The following is a 19,573-nucleotide window of genomic DNA, read 5'->3' as shown; positions in this document are numbered from 1 at the left end:
CTTCATGTGCATAGGTATCTACACAACTTTGGCACGACGCTAAATCTGTGGCGAGGGAGCTTGCTCCCGTGACGGCCTGGCAGCCGACACAGATATAACTGATGCCCCGCGATCCAATGTGGGAGCTGGCTTGCCTGCGAAGACGGCCTGACAGTCAACACAGTTGGACCGTGTACATATCCATTCCTGCGGTAACGGCCACTTAGGGTTCCGCCTGACGGCGGGTCACTTTGGAAAAGAGCCCCAAAGTAACCAAAGGGCTCTTGCCCCACCACTCGGCACCTCGCTTAGGCTCGGTGTGCCCGTAATCCGCCAGTGATTTGGGGGGCCGCCGCCACGCGCCATCCATGGCGCGGGGCGGCTAAACCGGCATCCCTGCCGGTTTACCCCCCAAATCACTGTCGAATTCCGGCCAGCGTGGTTTAACGGGGCGCCTAAGATCAAAAGCAGATCAAGATCAAGAGCGGCTCGCTTCGCATCGTTGTAACCGTTGAGCTTACAGACTTAAGTAGATACCTATGCCTTCATGTGGTAGCTGGCAATTAGCAGACTGACGGTTATTGTCAGAAATTTCCCACAGGAGTACAAATGTACTCCATGACAAACCTGACTCCCCGCCGCACCGCCATCCTGACCTTCATTCGCGAGCGCATCGCGCAACAAGGCCAGCCTCCCAGCCTCGCCGAGATCGCCGAGGCGTTCGGCTTCGCCTCGCGCAGCGTCGCCCGCAAGCATGTGGTGGCGCTGACCGAAGCCGGCTTTATCGAGGTCAACCCCAACCAGGCCCGTGGCATTCGCTTGCTCAATCAACCTGCGCGTCCCGAGTGGCTGGATGTACCGGTGCTCGGCCGTGTAGCGGCCGGTCGGCCGATTGGCGCCGATGCCGAGGTGCACAGCCGCTTGCAACTGGACCCCGCCACCTTCGCCAAAACCCCCGACTACCTGCTGCGAGTGCAGGGCGATTCGATGATTGAAGATGGCATTCTCGATGGCGACCTGGTGGGCGTACGCCGCACTGCCGAAGCCTTGAACGGGCAGATTGTGGTGGCGCGCCTGGACGGCGACGTCACCATCAAGCGATTCGAGCGCCACGGCGACAGGGTTCGCCTGTTGCCGCGCAACCCGGCGTATCAACCCATCGTGGTCGGGCCCGAGCAGGACCTGGCCATCGAAGGCGTGTTCTGCGGCCTGGTGAGGCAAGGCTGATGGGCGCCGTGGTTGCCCTGGACTCGCTGTTCAATGGCGGGCGAGTCTGGAAGGGCCGGCCCGCCGCGCCCCCGGCCAGCGTACATCCCACGGGGCTGGCGGCGCTGGATGCGGTGCTGCCCAGTGGCGGCTGGCCGGAATCGGCCTTGAGTGAAATCCTGATGGCCCAGGACGGGGTGGGCGAGTTGCAACTGGTGCTGCCCACACTGGCGCGCTTGTCGGCCCTGGGCGAGCGCATTGTGCTGGTGGCGCCGCCCTATACCCCCTATCCCCATGCGTGGCAGAACGCCGGGGTGGATGTGCGCCAGTTGTCCATCATCCGGGCCGAGGAGCGTGACGCGCTGTGGGCGGTGGAGCAATGCCTGCGTTCGGGCAGTTGCGGGGCGGTGTTGTGTTGGCCGCGCAAGGCCGATGATCGTGCCTTGCGGCGTTTGCAGGTAGCGGCGGAAACCGGGCAGACCCTGGCGTTTGCGTGGCGCTCCTTGAGCGAGGCGATCAATGCCTCGCCCGCCGCCCTGCGCTTGGCGGTCGAGGCCAGGCCCGCGCAAGTGCGGGTGCTCAAGTGCCGTGGCGGGCTGGCCCATCCGGCGCCGATTGCCCTGGCGGGGCATTGAGGTTGCCATGCGTTGGGTGTGTATTGTCTTCCCGCAATTGGCGCTGGACGGGGCACAGCGTGTGCACCCCGAACCCGAGCAGCCGCTGGCGCTGCTGGCCGGCACGCCGCAGCGGCGTGTACTGCAAACCGTCAACGCCGCCGCCCGCGCCTTGGGCCTGCGTCCCGGGCAATCGTTGACGGCGGCCCATGCCCTGGTCAAGCACTTTGCCTGTGTCGAATATGACCCGTTGGAGATCGAGCGCCTGCAGCAGTTTCTGGCCGCCTGGGCCTATCGTTTCAGCTCCCAGGTCAGCCTGTATTACCCACGGGCTTTGCTGTTCGAGATCGAATCGAGCCTGGGCCTGTTCGGGCCCTGGCCGCACCTCGAGGCGCGTTTGCGCAAAGAGCTGACCGAACTTGGCTTTCGCCATCGCATCGTCGCTGCGCCCAACCCGGCGGCGGCGCGGATATTGGCAAACGGCTACGACGGCCTGGCCGTGGCCGATGACCGCGCCCTGATGCAGGCCCTGGCATCGTTGCCTATCGACCGCGCGGGCCTTGAACCCCAGGCCGCCACCGCCTTGTCGCGCATGGGCCTGCGTAGCCTGGCCCAGGTGCAGGCCTTGCCCCGGCACACCTTGGCGCGACGCTTTGATGCCAGCCTGCTCAAGCACCTCGACGCCCTGAGCGGGCAGCGGCCATTGGCCCTGGAGTTCTATCAACCGCCCGACCAGTTCGATGCACGCATCGAGTTGAATTTCGACGTGCAATCCCACCAGGCGCTGTTGTTCCCCTTGCGGCGCTTGACCGGCGATCTGTCCGCTTTCCTGTGCGGGCGTGACAGTGGCGTGCAGCGCTTTGACCTGCACCTGGAACACGCCCAGGCACACGACAGCGTGATCAAGGTGGGCCTGCTCAGTGCCGAGCGCGAGCCTTCGATGTTGTTCGAACTGGCCCGTGGGCGCCTGGAGCAGGTACAGGTCACCGCGCCGGTGCGGGGGGTGCGCCTGGTGGCCGAGGACTTGCCGGTGTTCGTGCCGCAACGCCAGGACCTGTTCGACGACCGCCCGCAACAAACCCTGCCGTGGGAACAGTTGCGCGAACGCCTGCGTGCACGTCTGGGGGATGAGGCGGTGCAGGGCCTGCGTTTTCAGGCCGACCATCGCCCCGAATGCGCCTGGCAGGCCACGACCGACCACCAGGCGTGCCCGAGCTTGAACAAGGTCCGCCGCCCAGGCTGGTTATTGCCGCAACCGACCTTGCTGGCCGAACACGGCGTACAGATCCTGATGGGCCCGGAGCGCATTGAATCCGGCTGGTGGGATGGCGCCGATGTGCGCCGCGACTATTACCTGGTCCAGACCCGCGCCGGCCAGCAGGGGTGGGCCTATCGCACGGTGGGGCAAGGCGATGGGCTGTGGTTGCAAGGGTGGTTTGCATGAAAACCCTTGGGCCGCCACCTACTGTAGGAGGGTGCATGAGTTACGCCGAGCTGCACTGCCTGTCCAATTTCAGTTTCCAGCGTGGCGCCTCCAGTGCGCTGGAGCTTTTCGAGCGCGCCAAGCGCCAAGGCTACAGCGCCCTGGCGATTACCGATGAATGCACGCTGTCGGGCATCGTGCGCGCTTGGCAAGCCGCCAAAGCCGTAGACTTGCCGTTGATTATCGGCAGCGAAATGCACATCGAAAACGGCCCGAAACTGGTGCTGCTGGTAGAGAGCCTGAGCGGTTACCAGCACCTGTGCCGGCTGATCACCCTGGCCCGGCGGCGGGCTGAAAAGGGCCGCTATCGCCTGCTACAGGAAGATTTCGAGCAACCGTTGCCCGGTCTTTTGGCGTTGTGGGTAGCGCAAGACAGCGACACCCAGGCCAGCCTCGACTGGCTGCGCCGCACCTTCGACCAGCGCCTGTGGCTGGCGGTGCATCTGCATTGCGGCCAGGACGATGCGCGCCATCTGCAACAGCGCTTGCAACTGGCCCACAGTCTGCAAATCCCTGCCGTGGCCTGCGGCGATGTGCATATGCATGCGCGGGGCCGCCGGGCCCTGCAAGACACCATGACCGCCATCCGCCACCACGTGCCGGTGGCCGAAGCCGGCACGCGCCTGCACCCCAATGGCGAACGCCACCTGCGTAGCCTGGATGCGCTGGCGGCGCTGTATCCCCAGGCCTTACTGGATGAAACCCTCGCCATCGCGCGGCGCTGCACCTTCGACCTCGGCCAGTTGCGCTATCACTATCCACGCGAGCTGGTACCCGCGGGGCATGACGCCCAATCCTGGCTGCGCACCCTCACCGAAGAAGGCATCGCCCAGCGCTGGCCCGAAGGCATCGACGACAAGACCTTGCAGCAAATCCATCGTGAACTGCAGCTGATCAGCGAGCTGGGTTACGAAAGCTATTTTCTTACGGTGCATGACATCGTGCGTTTCGCCCGCAGCCGTTCGATTTTGTGCCAAGGCCGTGGTTCGGCGGCTAACTCGGCGGTGTGTTTTGCCTTGGGCATCACCGAAATCAACCCGAGCCTGACCAACCTGCTGTTCGAGCGCTTCCTGTCCAAGGAGCGCAACGAGCCGCCGGACATCGACGTGGATTTTGAGCACGAACGCCGAGAAGAGGTGCTGCAATACGTGTTCCAGCGCTATGGCCGCACCCGTGCAGCCTTGACGGCGGTGGTCAGCAGTTACCACGCCACGGGCGCGGTACGTGATGTGGCCAAGGCCCTCGGGCTGCCGCCGGACCAGATCAACGCCTTGGCCGATTGCTGCGGGCGCTGGAGCGATGAGGCGCCGCCGTTGGAGCGCCTGCGTGAAAGCGGCTTCGACCCGGACAGCCCACTGCTGCGGCGTGTCTTGACGTTGACCCAGCAACTGATCGGTTTTCCGCGGCACCTGTCCCAGCACCCTGGCGGCTTTGTGATCAGCGAATACCCGCTGGACACCCTGGTGCCGGTGGAAAATGCGGCCATGGCCGAGCGCACCATTATCCAGTGGGACAAGGACGACCTCGACGCCGTCGGCTTGCTCAAGGTGGACATCCTCGCCCTGGGCATGCTCAGCGCGATCCGCCGCTGTTTCGATTTGCTGCGCCGGCATCGCCACCGGGACTTGAGCCTGGCCACGATTCCCAAAGAAGACCCGGCCACCTACGCCATGATCAGCAAGGCCGACACCATCGGTGTATTCCAGATCGAGTCGCGGGCACAGATGTCGATGTTACCCCGGCTCAAGCCGCAGACGTTTTATGACCTGGTGATCGAGGTCGCCATTGTGCGGCCTGGGCCGATCCAGGGCGGCATGGTGCATCCGTACTTGCGTCGACGGAATAACGAAGAGCCCACCACCTATCCGTCGCCGCAATTGAAAGCCGTGCTGGAACGCACCCTGGGCATCCCGCTGTTCCAGGAACAGGTGATGCAGATTGCCATGGTCGCCGCCGACTACAGCCCCGGCGAGGCCGACCAGTTGCGCCGCTCCATGGCCGCCTGGAAACGCCACGGTGGCCTGGAGCCGCATCAGCAGCGCTTGCGCACCGGCATGCTGAAGAACGGCTACACCGAAGCCTTTGCCGCGCAGATTTTCGAGCAGATCAAGGGCTTTGGCAGCTATGGTTTCCCTGAGTCCCACGCCGCCAGTTTCGCCTTGCTGACCTATGCCAGTTGCTGGCTCAAATGCCATGAGCCAGCGGCCTTCGCCTGCGCCCTGATCAACAGCTGGCCCATGGGCTTCTACAGCCCGGACCAGATCCTGCAGGACGCCCGGCGCCATCGCTTGCAGATCCGCCCGGTGGATGTGCAGGCCAGTGACTGGGAGTGCAGCCTGGAGCCCATCGACGGCCAGCAACCGGCGATTCGCTTGGGCTTGCGCATGATCTCGGGGTTTCGCGAGGACGACGGGCGGCGTATCGAAGCGGCGAGGCAGCAGCGGCGGTTCAACGACATCGCTGACCTGGACGCGCGCGCCGGCCTGGATACGCGTGCCCAGGCGCTGCTGGCGGATGCCGGGGCCTTGCGCGCCCTGGCCGGCAACCGCCATCAGGCGCGCTGGGACGTAGCCGGTGTGCATCAGCAACTGGGCTTGTTTGCCGGCCTGCCGAGCCCCGATGAGACGCGGGTGGCATTGCCCGAGCCCACGGTAGGCGAAGATTTGCACGCCGATTACGCCACCCTCGGTACCACCCTGGGGCCCCATCCCCTGGCGTTGTTGCGCGCCGAGTTACGCCGGCGCCGCTGCCGCAGTTCCCAGGAGTTGCTGGCGGTGGAACATGGGCGCAACGTGAGCATCGCCGGGCTGGTCACAGGGCGCCAACGCCCAGGCACGGCGAGCGGCGTAACCTTTGTCACCCTGGAAGATGAGTTCGGCAACCTCAATGTGGTGGTCTGGCGCGACCTGGCCGAGCGGCAGCGCCAGGCGCTGGTGGGCTCGCGTTTGCTCAAGGTGGACGGCCGTTGGGAGGCGGTGGGTGAGGTGCGGCATTTGATCGCGGGGCGCCTCACCGATTTGACGCCGCTGCTGGATGGAATGGTGGTGCGCAGCCGGGATTTTCATTGAGTTCCAGGGGTTTATGCATTCCTCTGTGTTCAGGATGAAACCATCCACCGCTGGCGCGCTCCAAAACTTGCGACTGTCTTGTCCCTGCACAGAGCCCAATCATGCAATTTTTATCCAACCCCCATGGCTGTGAAGGCTGGGCCGGCGAAATGGCCCAGCGGATTCGCACGTTTGACTGGTCAAGTACCGACCTTGGCCCCTTGGATCAGTGGTCCACGAGCCTGGCTTGCACCGTGCAAATGATGCTCGCCTCACCCGTGCCGATGGTGATGCTGTGGGGGCGGGCAGGGTACATGATCTACAACGACAGCTATTCGGCATTTGCCGGCGGGCGCCATCCCTACCTCTTGGGCACTCCGGTCGAACTGGGCTGGCCGGAGGTGGCCGAGTTCAATCGGCATGTGGTGGATACGTGCCTGGCGGGCGGCACCTTGTCGTTCAATAACAAGGAACTGGTGCTATCGCGTCACGGCCAACCGGAAAGCGTATGGCTCGACCTCTATTACAGCCCCGTGGCCGGGGACAACCAACAGCCGGCCGGGGTGCTGGCGATTGTGGTGGAAACCACCGAACTGGTGAAGTCCGAGCGGGTGCGCCAGGAGCTCACCCATAATCTGGAGCAACGCGTAGCCGCTGAAGTGCAGGCGCGGTCGGCCGCAGAAGACCAGTTGCGCCAGTCACAGAAGCTGGAAGCGATTGGCGGCCTGACCGGGGGCGTGGCCCATGACTTCAATAACTTGCTGCAAGTGATCGCCGGCAACCTGCATTTGCTCGCCAGGCATGAACCGGACAACCCCCAGGTGCAACGTCGCGTCACCGCGGCCATCGCCGCCGTGGAACGTGGGGCCAAGCTGTCGTCGCAACTGCTGGCCTTTGCGCGTCGCCAGCCCTTGTCTCCGGCGGTGTACAACCCGCAGCGCATCTACGCTGGCCTGGGCGAGTTGTTGCAACGGGCGTTGGGGGAAACCATTCATATCGACGTGCAACTGCCCCAGGACTCCTGGTGCATCAATGTCGACCGCAACCAGCTGGAAAACGCGCTGCTCAACCTGGCGATCAACGCCCGCGATGCCATGCAGGGCGAGGGTGTGATTCGTATCACCGGAGAAAACGTCATCCTCAACCCGGACGATTGCATCGGTAAAAGCATCAAGCCCGGCGAGTACGTGCGCCTGGCAGTGGCCGACACCGGCGTGGGCATGTCCGAGGCGACCCTCAAGCGCGCATTCGAACCCTTTTTTACCACCAAGCGCGAAGGCCACGGCACCGGCCTGGGCCTGAGCATGGTGTTCGGTTTTGTGCGCCAAAGTGGCGGGCACGTGGACATGTGGAGCGAGGAGGGCAAGGGCTCGGTGGTGCAGATGTATTTCCCCCACTGCCTGGAGCCTGAATGCTTCGACGACTACAGTGATGCGGACCTGCAAGGCGGAGGCCAGGAAACCATCCTGGTGGTCGAGGACAATGAAGGCGTACGCCTGACGGTGGTCGAGTTGCTGCAGCAGTCGGGCTATACCGTACTGATTGCCGAGGATGGCGACCGCGCGATGCAAGTGTTGCAGCGCGGCGTGTCGCCGGACCTGATCTTCACCGATGTGGTGATGCCCGGTCGGGTCAAGAGCACCGACCTGGCCACCTGGGCCCGCGCGCAGAACCCGCCGGTGCCGGTGCTGTTTACCTCAGGCCATACCCGCGACATTCTGTCTTCCAATCATCTGCTCAGCGCCGATATCCACCTGCTGAGCAAACCCTACAGCCCCGATGCCCTGACCCAACGCGTGCGCAGGGTGCTAAGCGCAAGACAAGGTTGCCCATGACTTCACAGCGCAACATCCCACCGCTCACCGCCCGGCAAGCGGGCTTTGTCAGGGTGCGTGGCGCCCGTGAACATAACTTGCGTAATGTCGATGTGGATATTCCCCGGGACGCCCTGGTGGTGTTTACCGGCGTGTCTGGCTCCGGCAAATCGTCCCTGGCGTTTTCCACAGTGTATGCCGAGGCCCAGCGCCGCTATTTCGAATCGGTGGCGCCCTATGCGCGGCGCTTGATCGACCAGGTCGGCGTGCCGGATGTAGACAGCATCGAAGGCTTGCCGCCTGCCGTGGCCCTGCAACAGCAACGCGGTACACCCAGTGCGCGCTCGTCGGTGGGCAGTGTCACCACCTTGTCGAGCTTGATCCGCATGCTCTATTCCCGCGCCGGCCGTTATCCGAAAGGGCAGGCCATGTTGTACGCCGAGGACTTCTCGCCGAACCTGCCCCAGGGCGCGTGCCCGCAATGCCATGGCCTGGGCCGTGTGTATGAAGTGACCGAGGCGCTGATGGTGCCCGATCCGTCATTGACCATCCGCCAACGTGCAGTGGCGTCCTGGCCGTTGGCGTGGCAGGGCCAGAACCTGCGCGACATCCTTGTGACCCTGGGCTATGACGTGGACATCCCATGGCGCGACTTGCCGAAAAAGCAGCGCGACTGGATTCTGTTCACCGAAGAAACCCCCACCGTACCGGTGTACGCCGGCTTCACCCCGCAGCAGACCCGCGAGGCGTTGAAACGCAAGCTCGAACCCAGCTACCAAGGCACCTTCAGCGGCGCTCGGCGCTATATCCTGCACACCTTCGCCCACACCCAAAGCGCGCTGATGAAAAAGCGTGTATCGCAGTTCATGCAAGGCAGCGCCTGCCTATTGTGCGAGGGCAAACGCCTGAACCAGGCGGCGCTGTCGGTGAAGTTTGCCGGGGTGGATATCGGTGAGCTGTCGCAGCTGTCTTTGGCGCAATTGGCCGAGCTGCTGCGGCCGGTGGCTGCGGGACAGGACAGGATGAAGCTGTCGGTGGAAAAACGCCTGGCGGCCCAACGCATCGCCCAGGACCTGCTCGAACGGGTCAACACCTTGATCGAACTGGGCCTGGGCTATCTGTCCCTGGAGCGCAGTACGCCGACCCTGTCGTCCGGGGAGCTGCAGCGTCTGCGCCTGGCTACCCAATTGGGCTCGCAGTTGTTCGGTGTTATTTATGTGCTCGATGAGCCTTCGGCGGGTCTGCACCCGGCGGATGGCGAAGCATTGTTCACGGCGCTTGATCGTTTAAAGGCCGCGGGCAATTCGCTGTTTGTGGTGGAACATGATCTGGAAACCATGCGCCGCGCCGACTGGCTGATCGACGTGGGCCCGGCTGCCGGCGAGCATGGCGGGCAAGTGTTGTACAGCGGGCCGCCCGCAGGGTTGGCGGACGTCGAGGCCTCGCAGACCCGTGAATACCTGTTTGCCCCACCTCGCCCGGCCAATGCGCCAAGCCGCGAGCCGGCCGGGTGGCTGAAGCTCACAGGCGTGACGCGAAATAACCTCAAAGATTTGAACGTGGATTTCCCGCTGGGCTGTTTCACCGCGGTGACCGGTATTTCTGGCTCGGGCAAGTCCAGCCTGGTCAGCCAGGCGCTGCTGGAGCTGGTGGGCACGGGCCTGGGGCGTGTGCTGGAAAGCGACGACGAACCGAGCCTGGAAGATGCTGCACCGCAAGCCAGTGGCGGGCGCATCAGCGCCGGGCTGGAGCACATCCAGCGCCTGGTGCAGGTGGACCAGAAGCCCATCGGCCGCACGCCGCGCTCCAACCTGGCGACCTACACCGGGCTGTTCGACAACGTGCGCAAACTGTTCGCCGCCACGCCAGCGGCCAAAAAGCGCAATTACGATGCCGGGCAGTTCTCCTTCAATGTCGCCAAGGGCCGTTGCCCGAACTGTGAGGGTGAAGGTTTTGTCAGCGTCGAGTTGCTGTTCATGCCCAGCGTGTACGCGCCATGCCCGACCTGCCACGGCGCGCGCTATAACCCCGACACCCTGGCGATCAAATGGCAGGGCTTGAATATCGCCCAGGTGCTGGGGCTGACGGTGGAGCAGGCGGTGCAGGTGTTCGCCGAGCAACCGGGCATCCTGCGCTCGTTAGTCGTGCTGCGCGATATCGGCCTGGGTTATCTGCGCCTGGGGCAGCCGGCTACCGAGCTGTCCGGCGGCGAAGCCCAACGCATCAAGCTCGCTACTGAACTGCAACGTAACGCCCGGGGCGCCACCTTGTATGTCTTGGACGAACCGACCACCGGCTTGCACCCCAAGGACGTCGATCGTTTGCTCAGCCAGTTGAATCACTTGGTGGAGGCGGGGCATACGGTGGTTGTGGTGGAGCATGAAATGCGCGTGGTGGCCCAGAGTGACTGGGTGATTGATATCGGCCCGGGGGCAGGGGACCTGGGCGGAACGGTAGTGGCGTGCGGCACGCCCCACAAGGTTGCCAAGAGCAAACACAGCCGCACCGCACCTTATCTAGCCCAATCACTGACCTAACGGGGGCTGATGCCCAACATGTGGGAGGGGCAAGCCCGCTCCCCCATTAAGCCCCGTGTTAGTCAGTGAGGTTGTGCTGGATCTGCTCTTTGGCCAGCTTCACCACATTCTCCACGGTAAACCCGAACTTCTCCTGCAACTTGGCCAGCGGTGCCGAGGCGCCGAAGCTGTTCATCACCACTTTGGCGCCGGTCTGCCCGACGTAGCGGTCCCACCCCAAGGGCCCTGCCTGCTCCACCACTACACGGGCTTTTACCGCAGGCGGCAGGACGCTGTCGCGGTAGGCTTGATCCTGGTCTTCAAACAGCTCCCAACTGGGCATCGACACCACGCGAGCGCCAATGCCTTGGTCTTTGAGCTGCTCATAGGCGGCCACCGCCAGGCCCACTTCGCTGCCGGTGGCGATCAAGATGACCTCCGGTTGATCCGCGTCGGCCAACACATACGCACCTTTGGCCGCGCCGGAAGCTGCGGCAAAGTGGTTGCGGTCGAGGGTCGGCAATGCCTGGCGCGATAACACCATACAGCTGGGCCGATGGGTTTGTGCCAGCGCCACCTTCCACAGCTCAAGGGTTTCATTCGCATCGCCCGGCCGTAGCGTCAACAGCCCCGGCGTGGCACGCAGTTGGGTCAGGTGTTCGATGGGCTGGTGGGTGGGCCCGTCTTCGCCTACGCCGATGGAGTCATGGGTAAACACGAAGATCACCGGCAATTCCATGATCGCCGCCAGGCGGATTGGCGGTTTCATGTAGTCGCTGAACACCAGGAAGGTCGAGGTGTACGGGCGCAGGTAGGAAAGCGCCATGCCGTTGGCAATTGCGCCCATGGCGTGTTCGCGGATACCGAAGTGCAGGTTGCGCCCGCCGTAGTCACCCGCGCTGAAACGCCCGGCACCGTCGAAGGTGAGGTTGGTCTTGGTCGAGGGCGACAGGTCTGCCGAACCGCCCAGCAGCCATGGAATTTGTTGGGCGAAGGCATTCAATACCTCGCCGCCCGAAGCACGGCTGGCGACGCCTTTGGCATCGGCGGCAAAGCTGGGCAGGTGTGCTTGCCATTGCTCGGGCATCTCCCCGGCGCGCATGCGTTGCAGCTCATCGGCCCGTTGCGGGTCGAGGGCGGCGAGGGTCTGGTTCCACTCGGCGTACAGCGGCTCGGCGCGTTCGTAAAGGGCATCGCGCAACAGTGTGCGGGCCTCTTCGGGCACGAGAAAACTTGAATCCTGCGGCCAGCCATAGGCGGCCTTGGTCAGGCGAATCTCGTCCTCTCCCAGTGGCTCGCCATGGGCCGCAGCGGTGTTGTGTTTGTGCGGTGAGCCGTAGCCGATCACGCTGTCCACCACGATCAAGGTGGGGGCGCCGGTGTTGGCCTTGAAGGTTTCCAGCGCCACGCTCAAGGCCGGCAAGTCATTGGCGTCGGTGACGTGCACGGTGTGCCAGCCATAAGCCTGGAAGCGTTGGATTACGTCTTCACTGAACGCCAGCTCAGTGTGGCCCTCGATGCTGATGGTGTTGTTGTCATAGATCCAGCACAGGTTATCGAGCTTTAAGTGCCCGGCCAGGGACGCGGCTTCGCTGCTGATGCCCTCCATCATGTCGCCATCACCGCACAGGGTGTAGACGTCGTAGTCAAACAGCACCTGGCCGTCGCGGTTGAAGCGCTGGCCCAGCCAACGCTCGGCCATGGCCATGCCCACGCTGTTGGCGCAGCCCTGGCCCAGCGGCCCGGTGGTAGTTTCCACGCCCGTGGTCATGCGGTACTCGGGATGGCCTGGGGTCTTGGAGCCGATCTGCCGGAACTGCTTGATGTCGTCCAGGCTGACGGCCGGCTCGCCCGAGCGCTGGCCATGGGCATCGATTTCCACCACGCCGGCCAGGTGCAACAGCGAATACAGCAGCATCGAGGCATGCCCTACCGACAGCACAAAACGGTCACGGTTGGGCCAGTCAGGATGCTCGGGGTGATAACGCAGGAAGCGACTCCACAACGTATAACCCACCGGCGCCAGGCCCATGGGCGTACCCGGGTGCCCCGAATTGGCCTTCTGCACGGCATCCATGGCCAGGGTGCGTAGGGTGTTGATGCATTGGGTGTCGGCAGCAGTGGCAACGTGATTCATAAAACCGTTCTCCCTGGGGTGGCGATCTACAGTGGAGGGCGGGGCGGGGCAAAGGTTTGATCCCATCGCTTGCGCCGCGACGAACGGGACGTTGTTGGCCTCAAACATGACAAGAGCTGTTGGAATGGGCTAGCTTCAAGGGCGTAGACCATCGATCAATCTGTGGAGGTACGCCATGCCAGTGAAACACGACCTGTATCAGGACTTGGGGTTGAGCAAGGAAGTTGTTCACGAACGCAGGGCGCAGGATAAACGGTTGGATGCGCTGCTCACTCAATACGACGACGCCGACGCTGAGGTGCTAAAAGCGGAAAAAGCCAGTGCCAGCGATGAGGATGTGGAAAAGCTGAAGAAGAAACGGCTATTGGTCAAAGACGAAATCGCGCAGCGGCTGGCGTAAGCAAACCCGCAACCTGTGGCGAGGGAGCTTGCTCCCGCTGGGGTGCGAAGCGCCCCCATTGGCGGCGGCTGCGCAGCCGAGCGGGAGCAAGCTCCCTCCACACACACGGAATGTGCACATTTGTTCAGAATTGTCTGGAGGACAAGTGCCGTTTCACTCCTTATGATGCGCCCCGTCCACTCGGCTCTGGGGCTTGTTGCGGCGCAAGGATTGCGTTGTTTGAGCCGGGTGGGCATCCTCAGAATTCATGCAACACAGGGCCGAATCGGTCGGCTGCAAATGCTGCCTGTGGGAGCGGGCTTGCCTGCGATGACGGCCTCCCAGCCGACGCCTATCCACCTGACACCCCACAATCCAATGTGGGAGTTGGCTTGCCTGCGAAGACGGCCTCCCAGCCGACGCCTATCCACCTGACACCCCACAATCAAACTGTGGGAGCTGGCTTGCCTGCGATGACGGCCTGACAGTCAACACAGTTGGACCGGGTGCATATCCATTCCTGCGGTAACGGCCACTTAGGGTTCCGCTTTTACAGCGGCTCACTTTTGAAAAGCCGGAATGCCGGCCCAGACAAAAGTTAGCAAAACGCTCTTGCCCCACCACTCGGCACCTCGCCTAGGCTCGGTGTGCCCGTAATCCGCCAGGGATTTGGGGGGCCGCCGCCACGCGCCATCCATGGCGCGGGGCGGCTAAACCGGCATCCCTGCCGGTTTACCCCCAAATCCCTGTCGAATTCCGGCCAGCGTGGTTTAACGGGGCGCCTAAGATCAAGATCAAAAGCAGATCAAGAGCGACTCGCTTCGCATCGTGGTTACCGTCAAGGCCGTGACGCTTGGCGTTCGGTCTTGCATCCAGTCATTTCAACAGCGTTTCAACACATATATCCATGGAACGCTGCTGCGTCTGCTCATACAACTGCAGCTCATCAATCGTGCTGCGCCCCAGCGCCTGCTCGAAGGCTGCCCGGTTGGAGTTGCCCGCGTAGTGACCCTGCGCCCCATCCCCCAGGTTTGACTGGAAGATTCCCGCCGCACTGACCGGCAGAAAATCCTCGTACACCAGCGGTTCCACCGCCACATGACCGGCGTTGACCAGCGTCTGCAACGTGCGTGGCTGGTCTACCTGGCCGCGTGCCGCCAAGCCCTTGTCGGTGACGAAGTAGCGAAAATACGCCAAGCCCTGCTCACGCATTTGCGGGTAGTTATCGGGGAAGGCATGGAAGTGCTGTTCCATCAATTGCACATAGCGTTCGGCGTTGGCTTCATTGGGGAATGTGCCGAGTTCGTCGCGGGCGGCGTTCAGCAGTTGGTCGTACAGGGCGCGACCTTTAGGCGTAAGCGCGACGCCGCGTTGTTCGATTTCGCCGAAGCGCGCGCTGTGGCTGCCGTGGGCATCGGTGAAGGCGATGGATTCGTCCAAGGCCTTGAAGCTGGTCTGGCGTAGCAGGATCGGGCACTGGCGCCGAGGTGGGCCTTCGATCACGGCTTTGGGGGTGATGCCTTTGCCAGGCATCGCCGCCTGCACCTGGTCGATGTCCAGGGTGCGTGGCGTCAGGTGGTTGATGTGCGGGCCTTTGAACGCGACGACGTCGGCGATCAGGCGGTGCTGGTCGCTCAGTTGCTGATATTGGGCGCCGGTGACCGTGGCAGTGTGGTGCCAGCGGAACGTCTCCAGGGCCTGGCGGATAAAGGCCTCGGCATCGCTGGCATTCAAGCCGCCTTGGGTCTCTGCCTGGTCGATCAATGCCAACGCCTCGGCGGTAAAGATCGAGCGTTTGGCCAGGGCGCTTTCGGCGAAGGCACGCAGGTCGGGGTTTTCGATCAGTTCCAGGCGCAGCAATGAGGTGAACACGCGAAACGGGCTGGTTTGCAGCGCATGTTCATGCACGGCGCGAAAGGCGGTGGAGTGAACAGGCACGCCAGCGGGGGTGAGGTCGTAGTAGCCCACCGGTTGCATGCCCATCACCGCGAATAAACGGCTGATGGTTGCCAGTTCCGCAGCGGTGCCCAGGCGGATGGCGCCGTGGCGTTCCATGTCCAGGCGCTGGATTTCGCCGGTACGTTGCAGTTGATGCGCCAGGCCCGGTTCGCTGTCGAGCACGCGGGCATTGGTCTGGGCCACCAGCTCAAGCAGCGCGCCGTACAAGGGCACTTCATCTCGATACATGTCGGACATGGCCTTGGAAAAGCCCTTGCGGATCTCGTCGGGGCTGACATGGGCGGTGGCGTGCATAGAAAAATTCCTGATGACTTGAGCGATGATCGTGGCCTTTGCCCGATTTTGTTGAGCGGCCGGCCGGCTTGCAAACGAAGATTCCTCTGGACTTCATTCTGCAAATGAATGAGTTGACCTTGCGTCCAAGTCTTCATGTGCATGCGGGCGTCATTGCGCTCTACACTGCGCCTCACTGTGTAGGTGAAGGAGGACCCGATGACGGCCAAACCCGCAACCAACCTGCTGGGCACCATTGAAGGCCAGCGCCTGGCAACGCAACACGCCGAACGTTGGCGCGAGTGGGGGCCGTACCTGAGTGAACGCCAGTGGGGCACGGTGCGCGAAGACTACAGCGCCGACGGTGACGCCTGGGCCTACTTCCCTCATGAACACGCTCGCAGCCGCGCCTATCGATGGGGCGAGGACGGGTTGGCCGGTTTCAGTGACAAGGCCCAACGCTGGTGCCTGGGCCTGGCGCTGTGGAACGAGCGCGATGCAATTCTCAAGGAGCGTCTGTTCGGCCTCGACAACGCCGAAGGCAACCACGGTGAAGACGTCAAGGAGCTGTACTTTTTCGTCGATGGCGTACCGAGCCATGCCTACATGCGCATGCTCTACAAATACCCCCATGCGGCGTTTCCCTACGCCGACCTGATCGCCGAAAACGCCCGTCGTGGGCTGGATGATGCCGAGTATGAAATCCTTGATACCGGTGTGTTTGCAGATAACCATTACTGCGATGTCAGTGTCGAATACGCCAAGCATCAACCCGACGATATTTTCATGCGCGTCACCGTGCATAACCGTTCGGACCAACCCACACGCCTGCAGGTGCTGCCCCAGCTCTGGGCGCGTAATGACTGGAGCTGGACCTTCGATGCACCCAAGCCCAGCTTGAGGCTGGACGGCGAGCGGATTCTGGCGCTTCATCATGAACTCGATGATCGCCACCTCAGTGCCTGGGGCCAGGACGGGTTGCAGTGGCTGTTCTGCGAAAACCAAACCAATCGGCCCAAACTGGACGGGCAACCGGCGCCGGGGCCATTCAAGGATGGCATTAACGATTACGTGGTGGGCGCGGTTGAGTCGGCCGTTCGCCGGGACGCCGGTACCAAGGTGGCCGCGCATTTCACCCTTGAGCTGGCAGGCCAGGAAAGCAAAACCCTTTACCTGCGTTTTGCGCCGGTGGGCGCGCCCGATGTCAATGCGCGCAAACTGTTCGAACAGCGCCGCCAGGAGGCCGATGACTTCTACTCGGTGTTGCAACAGGGCCTTGCCGATGACGATGCGCGCACTGTACAACGCCAGGCCCTGGCCGGCCTGCTGTGGTCCAAGCAGCTGTACTATTTCGACGTGAACCAGTGGCTTGACGGCGACCCGGCCCAGCCCGCGCCACCGCCCGAGCGCCTGCATATCCGCAATACGCATTGGCGGCACCTGTGCAACTTCGACATCCTGTCGATGCCAGACACCTGGGAATACCCGTGGTACGCCTCCTGGGATCAAGGCTTCCAGGCGGTGGCCATCGCGCTGATCGACCCTGGTTACGCCAAGCAACAGTTGTTGTTGCTGGTAAAGGACCGCTTCATGCACCCCAACGGCCAATTGCCGGCCTACGAATGGCGCTTTGACGACGCCAACCCGCCCGTGCATGCCTGGGCCAGCTGGCGCGTATATCAGCAGGACAAGGCGCTGACCGGCGTGGGCGATATGGATTTCCTGGAGCGGATCTTTCACAAGCTGCTGTTGAATTTTTCTTGGTGGGTCAACCGCAAGGACGCCGAGGGCCGCAACCTGTTCCAGGGCGGTTTTCTGGGCCTGGACAATATCGCCTTGTTCGACCGCTCGGCCCCGTTGCCGACGGGTTACCAGTTGGACCAGGCCGACGGCACCGCCTGGGTGGCGGCCTATGCCCTGGACCTGATGCGCATCGGCCTGGAGTTGGCCAAGCGTAATGGGGTGTACGTGGATATTGCCGTGAAGTTTTTCGAGCATTTCCTCTACATCGCCGGCGCTATTAACCGCGTCGATGACAGCGCCGAAGGCTTGTGGGATGAGCAGGACCAGTTTTTCTATGACGTGCTGCACCGCCCTGATGGCCAGAGCGAGCCGGTGCGCCTGCGCTCCATCGTCGGGTTAATGCCGCTGTTCGCGGTGCTGGTGCTGGAGCAGCGCGAGCATGAAGGCTTGGAGGGCTTGCGCGAGCGCCTGCTGGGCTTTATGCATCATCGGCCGGACCTGGCCAAGCTGGTTTCGCGCTGGACCGAACCGGGGCAGGGCAACCGCCTGTTGCTGGCGCTGCTGCGCGGTGAACGCACCAAGGATTTGCTGCGGCGCATGCTGGATGATCAGGAGTTCTTGTCGGCCTTTGGCGTGCGCGCCCTGTCCAAGGCGTTCGCCGAGCAGCCCCTGGCGTTGAAGATGAATGGCGACACCTTGTGTGCCAGTTACCAGCCCGGTGAGTCCGACTCACGCTTGTACGGTGGCAACTCCAATTGGCGCGGGCCACTGTGGATGCCGGTCAATTACATGCTGATTGAATCGTTGCGCGAGTTTCACCGCTACTACGCCGATAACTTTTCCGTGGAGTACCCGGCGGGCAGTGGGTATCTGGCGTCTCTGGAGGAGGTGGCTGACAGCCTCAGCGAGCGGCTGACGCGGTTGTTTCTAAGAGATGAAAACGGGGTGCGGCCGTCGATGGCGGGCTATGCACAGTTGCAGGAGGACCCGGCCAGTCGTGACCTGGTGTTGTTCCATGAGTATTTTCATGGAGAGACAGGGCGAGGGCTGGGGGCTTCACACCAGACCGGGTGGAGCGCGTTGGTGGCGTTACTGCTGCAACCCAAAAACTGAGCAACCTTGCGGATGTGCTTTTCTGTGGGAGCTGGCTTGCCTGCGATACAGGCACCGCGTTGCGTCCGGCAAATGGAGTAGATGCCATCGCAGGCAAGCCAGCTCCCACAAGGGGTCTTCATTCTCCGCGAGAATGCAGGCAAAAAAATCCCGCCGGGGAGGCGGGATCAGGATTCAGGGTTACCCGTGAATCAGGAAGGGAACAGCTCGCTCAGCTTCATCGCCAGCATCATGTCGCCTTCGGTGCGCAGCTTGCCGCCCATGAACGCCTGCATGCCGTCGGTGGAGCCGTCGACGATGCCTTCCAGGGTCTCGCTGTCCATCACCAGGGTGACCTGAGCGTCAGGGTTTTCGCCTTCTTTGAGTTCGCAGGTCTTGTCCTTGACCACCAGCGAGAAATTCTTGGTGTCGTCGATACGGAAACCGAACACCAGGTCCAAGCCTTCGGCAGCGCTTGGGTTGAATTTGGCTTTCATTGCTTCTACGGCTTTAGCTACGTCAGTCATGGTTTCGATCCTTAAGGGTAGAGTCCAGTGACCTTGGGGTCACGGTTGGCCACAGTTCATCGGAAAGTGATGAGCTGCGGCGCCTTCAACAGTTGCAAGTGGGCGTGACTGTTGAAGGAAGCCAGTGCCACCTCGCGACCACGGAACTTGAGTTGGTTGAGCGAGGTGTTAACAATTTGCCAGTTCATTTCGAAGGCCTGGGCGGCAGGCATTCGGGTAATCAGGTGGAGCAGGGCGGTGATGGTGCCGCCGGAGGTGAATACGGCGATTTTGTCGGTGTGGTTCGCGGCTTCCAGGATACGCTGCAAGCCACCCTGAACCCGCTCGACAAACCCCAGCCAGCTTTCAAGCCCCGGTGGATCATAGGTGCCGGCCAGCCAGCGTTCGATGATCAGGGCGAAAATGCGCTGGAACTCGCTGCGGTTCTGCGGGCCATTGCGCAGGATGTGCACGGCATCCGGTTCACTGCTGAGCAGGTCGGGCAACAGGCCGCGAATAATCGCTTCGCCGTCGAACTCGTTGAACGCGCTATCTGTTTCCAGCGCCGGAACCGGCAAGCCCAAGGCGCTGTACTGATCGAACGTGGCGCTGGCAGTGTGCTGCTGGCGACGCAGGTCGCCGGCGATGCAGCGGTCAAACGCAATGCCCAGGTCTGCCAGGTGGCGACCGAGCACTTGCGCTTGTTCCACGCCAACGGGCGAGAGGACGTCATAGTCGTCTGCACCGAAGGAGGCCTGGCCATGTCGAATCAGATAAATGCTGCCCACGTCCGTTTTCCCGGTACGTTGAAAGTCTGGCGAGGTT

Annotated in this window: 12 protein-coding genes; 8 read left to right on the top strand and 4 right to left on the bottom strand. The window is 62.7% G+C overall.

Annotated features, from left to right (window positions below):
* The first annotated feature begins 588 nt into the window (after positions 1-588).
* The 6 genes from lexA to MHH62_RS04935 all read left to right on the top strand — a co-directional run bounded on the left by lexA (position 589) and on the right by MHH62_RS04935 (position 10,680).
* Positions 589-1,206 carry a transcriptional repressor LexA gene (gene lexA / locus MHH62_RS04960; protein WP_020301598.1) on the top strand — a complete coding sequence of 206 codons (618 nt, stop codon included), beginning with the start codon at positions 589-591 and terminating at the stop codon, positions 1,204-1,206.
* Positions 1,206-1,820: a translesion DNA synthesis-associated protein ImuA gene (imuA, locus tag MHH62_RS04955; protein WP_003191873.1), complete on the top strand. Its 615-nt coding sequence runs from the start codon at positions 1,206-1,208 to the stop codon at positions 1,818-1,820. The genes lexA and imuA overlap by 1 nt, the downstream gene beginning before the upstream one ends.
* Positions 1,821-1,827: 7 nt before the next feature.
* A complete protein-coding gene (locus MHH62_RS04950; RefSeq protein ID WP_038449905.1) occupies positions 1,828-3,243 on the top strand; it encodes a DNA polymerase Y family protein in 1,416 nt (471 codons plus the stop codon).
* A 35-nt stretch (positions 3,244-3,278) separates the two neighbouring features.
* Entirely contained in the window at positions 3,279-6,350 is a 3,072-nt protein-coding gene (locus MHH62_RS04945) for an error-prone DNA polymerase (protein ID WP_339232589.1), read from the top strand.
* Positions 6,351-6,451: 101 nt separating this feature from the next.
* Positions 6,452-8,164, top strand: coding sequence for an ATP-binding protein (locus MHH62_RS04940; RefSeq protein ID WP_003191866.1), 1,713 nt, complete (start codon positions 6,452-6,454; stop codon positions 8,162-8,164).
* Positions 8,161-10,680, top strand: coding sequence for an excinuclease ABC subunit UvrA (locus MHH62_RS04935; RefSeq protein ID WP_339232588.1), 2,520 nt, complete (start codon positions 8,161-8,163; stop codon positions 10,678-10,680). Before MHH62_RS04940 ends, MHH62_RS04935 begins: the two co-directional genes overlap by 4 nt.
* Before the next feature lie 58 nt (positions 10,681-10,738).
* Here MHH62_RS04935 and tkt read toward each other — a convergent pair whose 3' ends face one another.
* Complete coding sequence (gene tkt / locus MHH62_RS04930; protein WP_336826282.1) at positions 10,739-12,796, bottom strand: transketolase; 2,058 nt, start codon at positions 12,794-12,796, stop codon at positions 10,739-10,741.
* A gap of 175 nt (positions 12,797-12,971) precedes the next feature.
* On the opposite strand from tkt, the gene MHH62_RS04925 reads away from it, so the two are divergent.
* Entirely contained in the window at positions 12,972-13,196 is a 225-nt protein-coding gene (locus tag MHH62_RS04925) for a DUF465 domain-containing protein (RefSeq protein WP_060764685.1), read from the top strand.
* Between the two features lie 855 nt (positions 13,197-14,051).
* Here the strand turns inward: MHH62_RS04925 and MHH62_RS04920 are convergent.
* Positions 14,052-15,428 (bottom strand): VOC family protein, encoded by a 1,377-nt coding sequence (locus MHH62_RS04920; protein ID WP_020301592.1) that lies wholly within the window; start codon positions 15,426-15,428, stop codon positions 14,052-14,054.
* 198 nt (positions 15,429-15,626) lie between these two features.
* Here MHH62_RS04920 and MHH62_RS04915 point away from each other — a divergent pair, with 198 nt between their 5' ends.
* The gene (locus MHH62_RS04915) at positions 15,627-18,263 is read left to right on the top strand and encodes a hypothetical protein (RefSeq protein ID WP_060767413.1); all 2,637 of its coding nucleotides are present in this window, start codon (positions 15,627-15,629) and stop codon (positions 18,261-18,263) included.
* Positions 18,264-18,454: 191 nt separating this feature from the next.
* Here MHH62_RS04915 and MHH62_RS04910 read toward each other — a convergent pair whose 3' ends face one another.
* Entirely contained in the window at positions 18,455-18,769 is a 315-nt protein-coding gene (locus tag MHH62_RS04910) for an SCP2 sterol-binding domain-containing protein (RefSeq protein WP_014718185.1), read from the bottom strand.
* 56 nt (positions 18,770-18,825) lie between these two features.
* Complete coding sequence (locus MHH62_RS04905; protein WP_014718186.1) at positions 18,826-19,536, bottom strand: histidine phosphatase family protein; 711 nt, start codon at positions 19,534-19,536, stop codon at positions 18,826-18,828.
* Positions 19,537-19,573: the final 37 nt, after the last annotated feature.

The organism is Pseudomonas sp. FSL L8-0168 (genome assembly GCF_037976155.1).
Lineage (GTDB): Bacteria > Pseudomonadota > Gammaproteobacteria > Pseudomonadales > Pseudomonadaceae > Aquipseudomonas > Aquipseudomonas paracarnis.
Note: the sequence above shows the minus strand (reverse complement) of the source record. Positions and strands in the feature narration are given on the sequence as shown.

Bases quoted from the DNA above. Each gene is read 5' to 3' on its own strand.
- lexA (WP_020301598.1), top strand. From the start codon at position 589: ATGTACTCCATGACAAACCTGACTCCCCGCCGCACCGCCATCCTGACC.
- imuA (WP_003191873.1), top strand. From the start codon at position 1,206: ATGGGCGCCGTGGTTGCCCTGGACTCGCTGTTCAATGGCGGGCGAGTC.
- MHH62_RS04950 (WP_038449905.1), top strand. From the start codon at position 1,828: ATGCGTTGGGTGTGTATTGTCTTCCCGCAATTGGCGCTGGACGGGGCA.
- MHH62_RS04945 (WP_339232589.1), top strand. From the start codon at position 3,279: ATGAGTTACGCCGAGCTGCACTGCCTGTCCAATTTCAGTTTCCAGCGT.
- MHH62_RS04940 (WP_003191866.1), top strand. From the start codon at position 6,452: ATGCAATTTTTATCCAACCCCCATGGCTGTGAAGGCTGGGCCGGCGAA.
- MHH62_RS04935 (WP_339232588.1), top strand. From the start codon at position 8,161: ATGACTTCACAGCGCAACATCCCACCGCTCACCGCCCGGCAAGCGGGC.
- tkt (WP_336826282.1), bottom strand. From the start codon at position 12,796: ATGAATCACGTTGCCACTGCTGCCGACACCCAATGCATCAACACCCTA.
- MHH62_RS04925 (WP_060764685.1), top strand. From the start codon at position 12,972: ATGCCAGTGAAACACGACCTGTATCAGGACTTGGGGTTGAGCAAGGAA.
- MHH62_RS04920 (WP_020301592.1), bottom strand. From the start codon at position 15,428: ATGCACGCCACCGCCCATGTCAGCCCCGACGAGATCCGCAAGGGCTTT.
- MHH62_RS04915 (WP_060767413.1), top strand. From the start codon at position 15,627: ATGACGGCCAAACCCGCAACCAACCTGCTGGGCACCATTGAAGGCCAG.
- MHH62_RS04910 (WP_014718185.1), bottom strand. From the start codon at position 18,769: ATGACTGACGTAGCTAAAGCCGTAGAAGCAATGAAAGCCAAATTCAAC.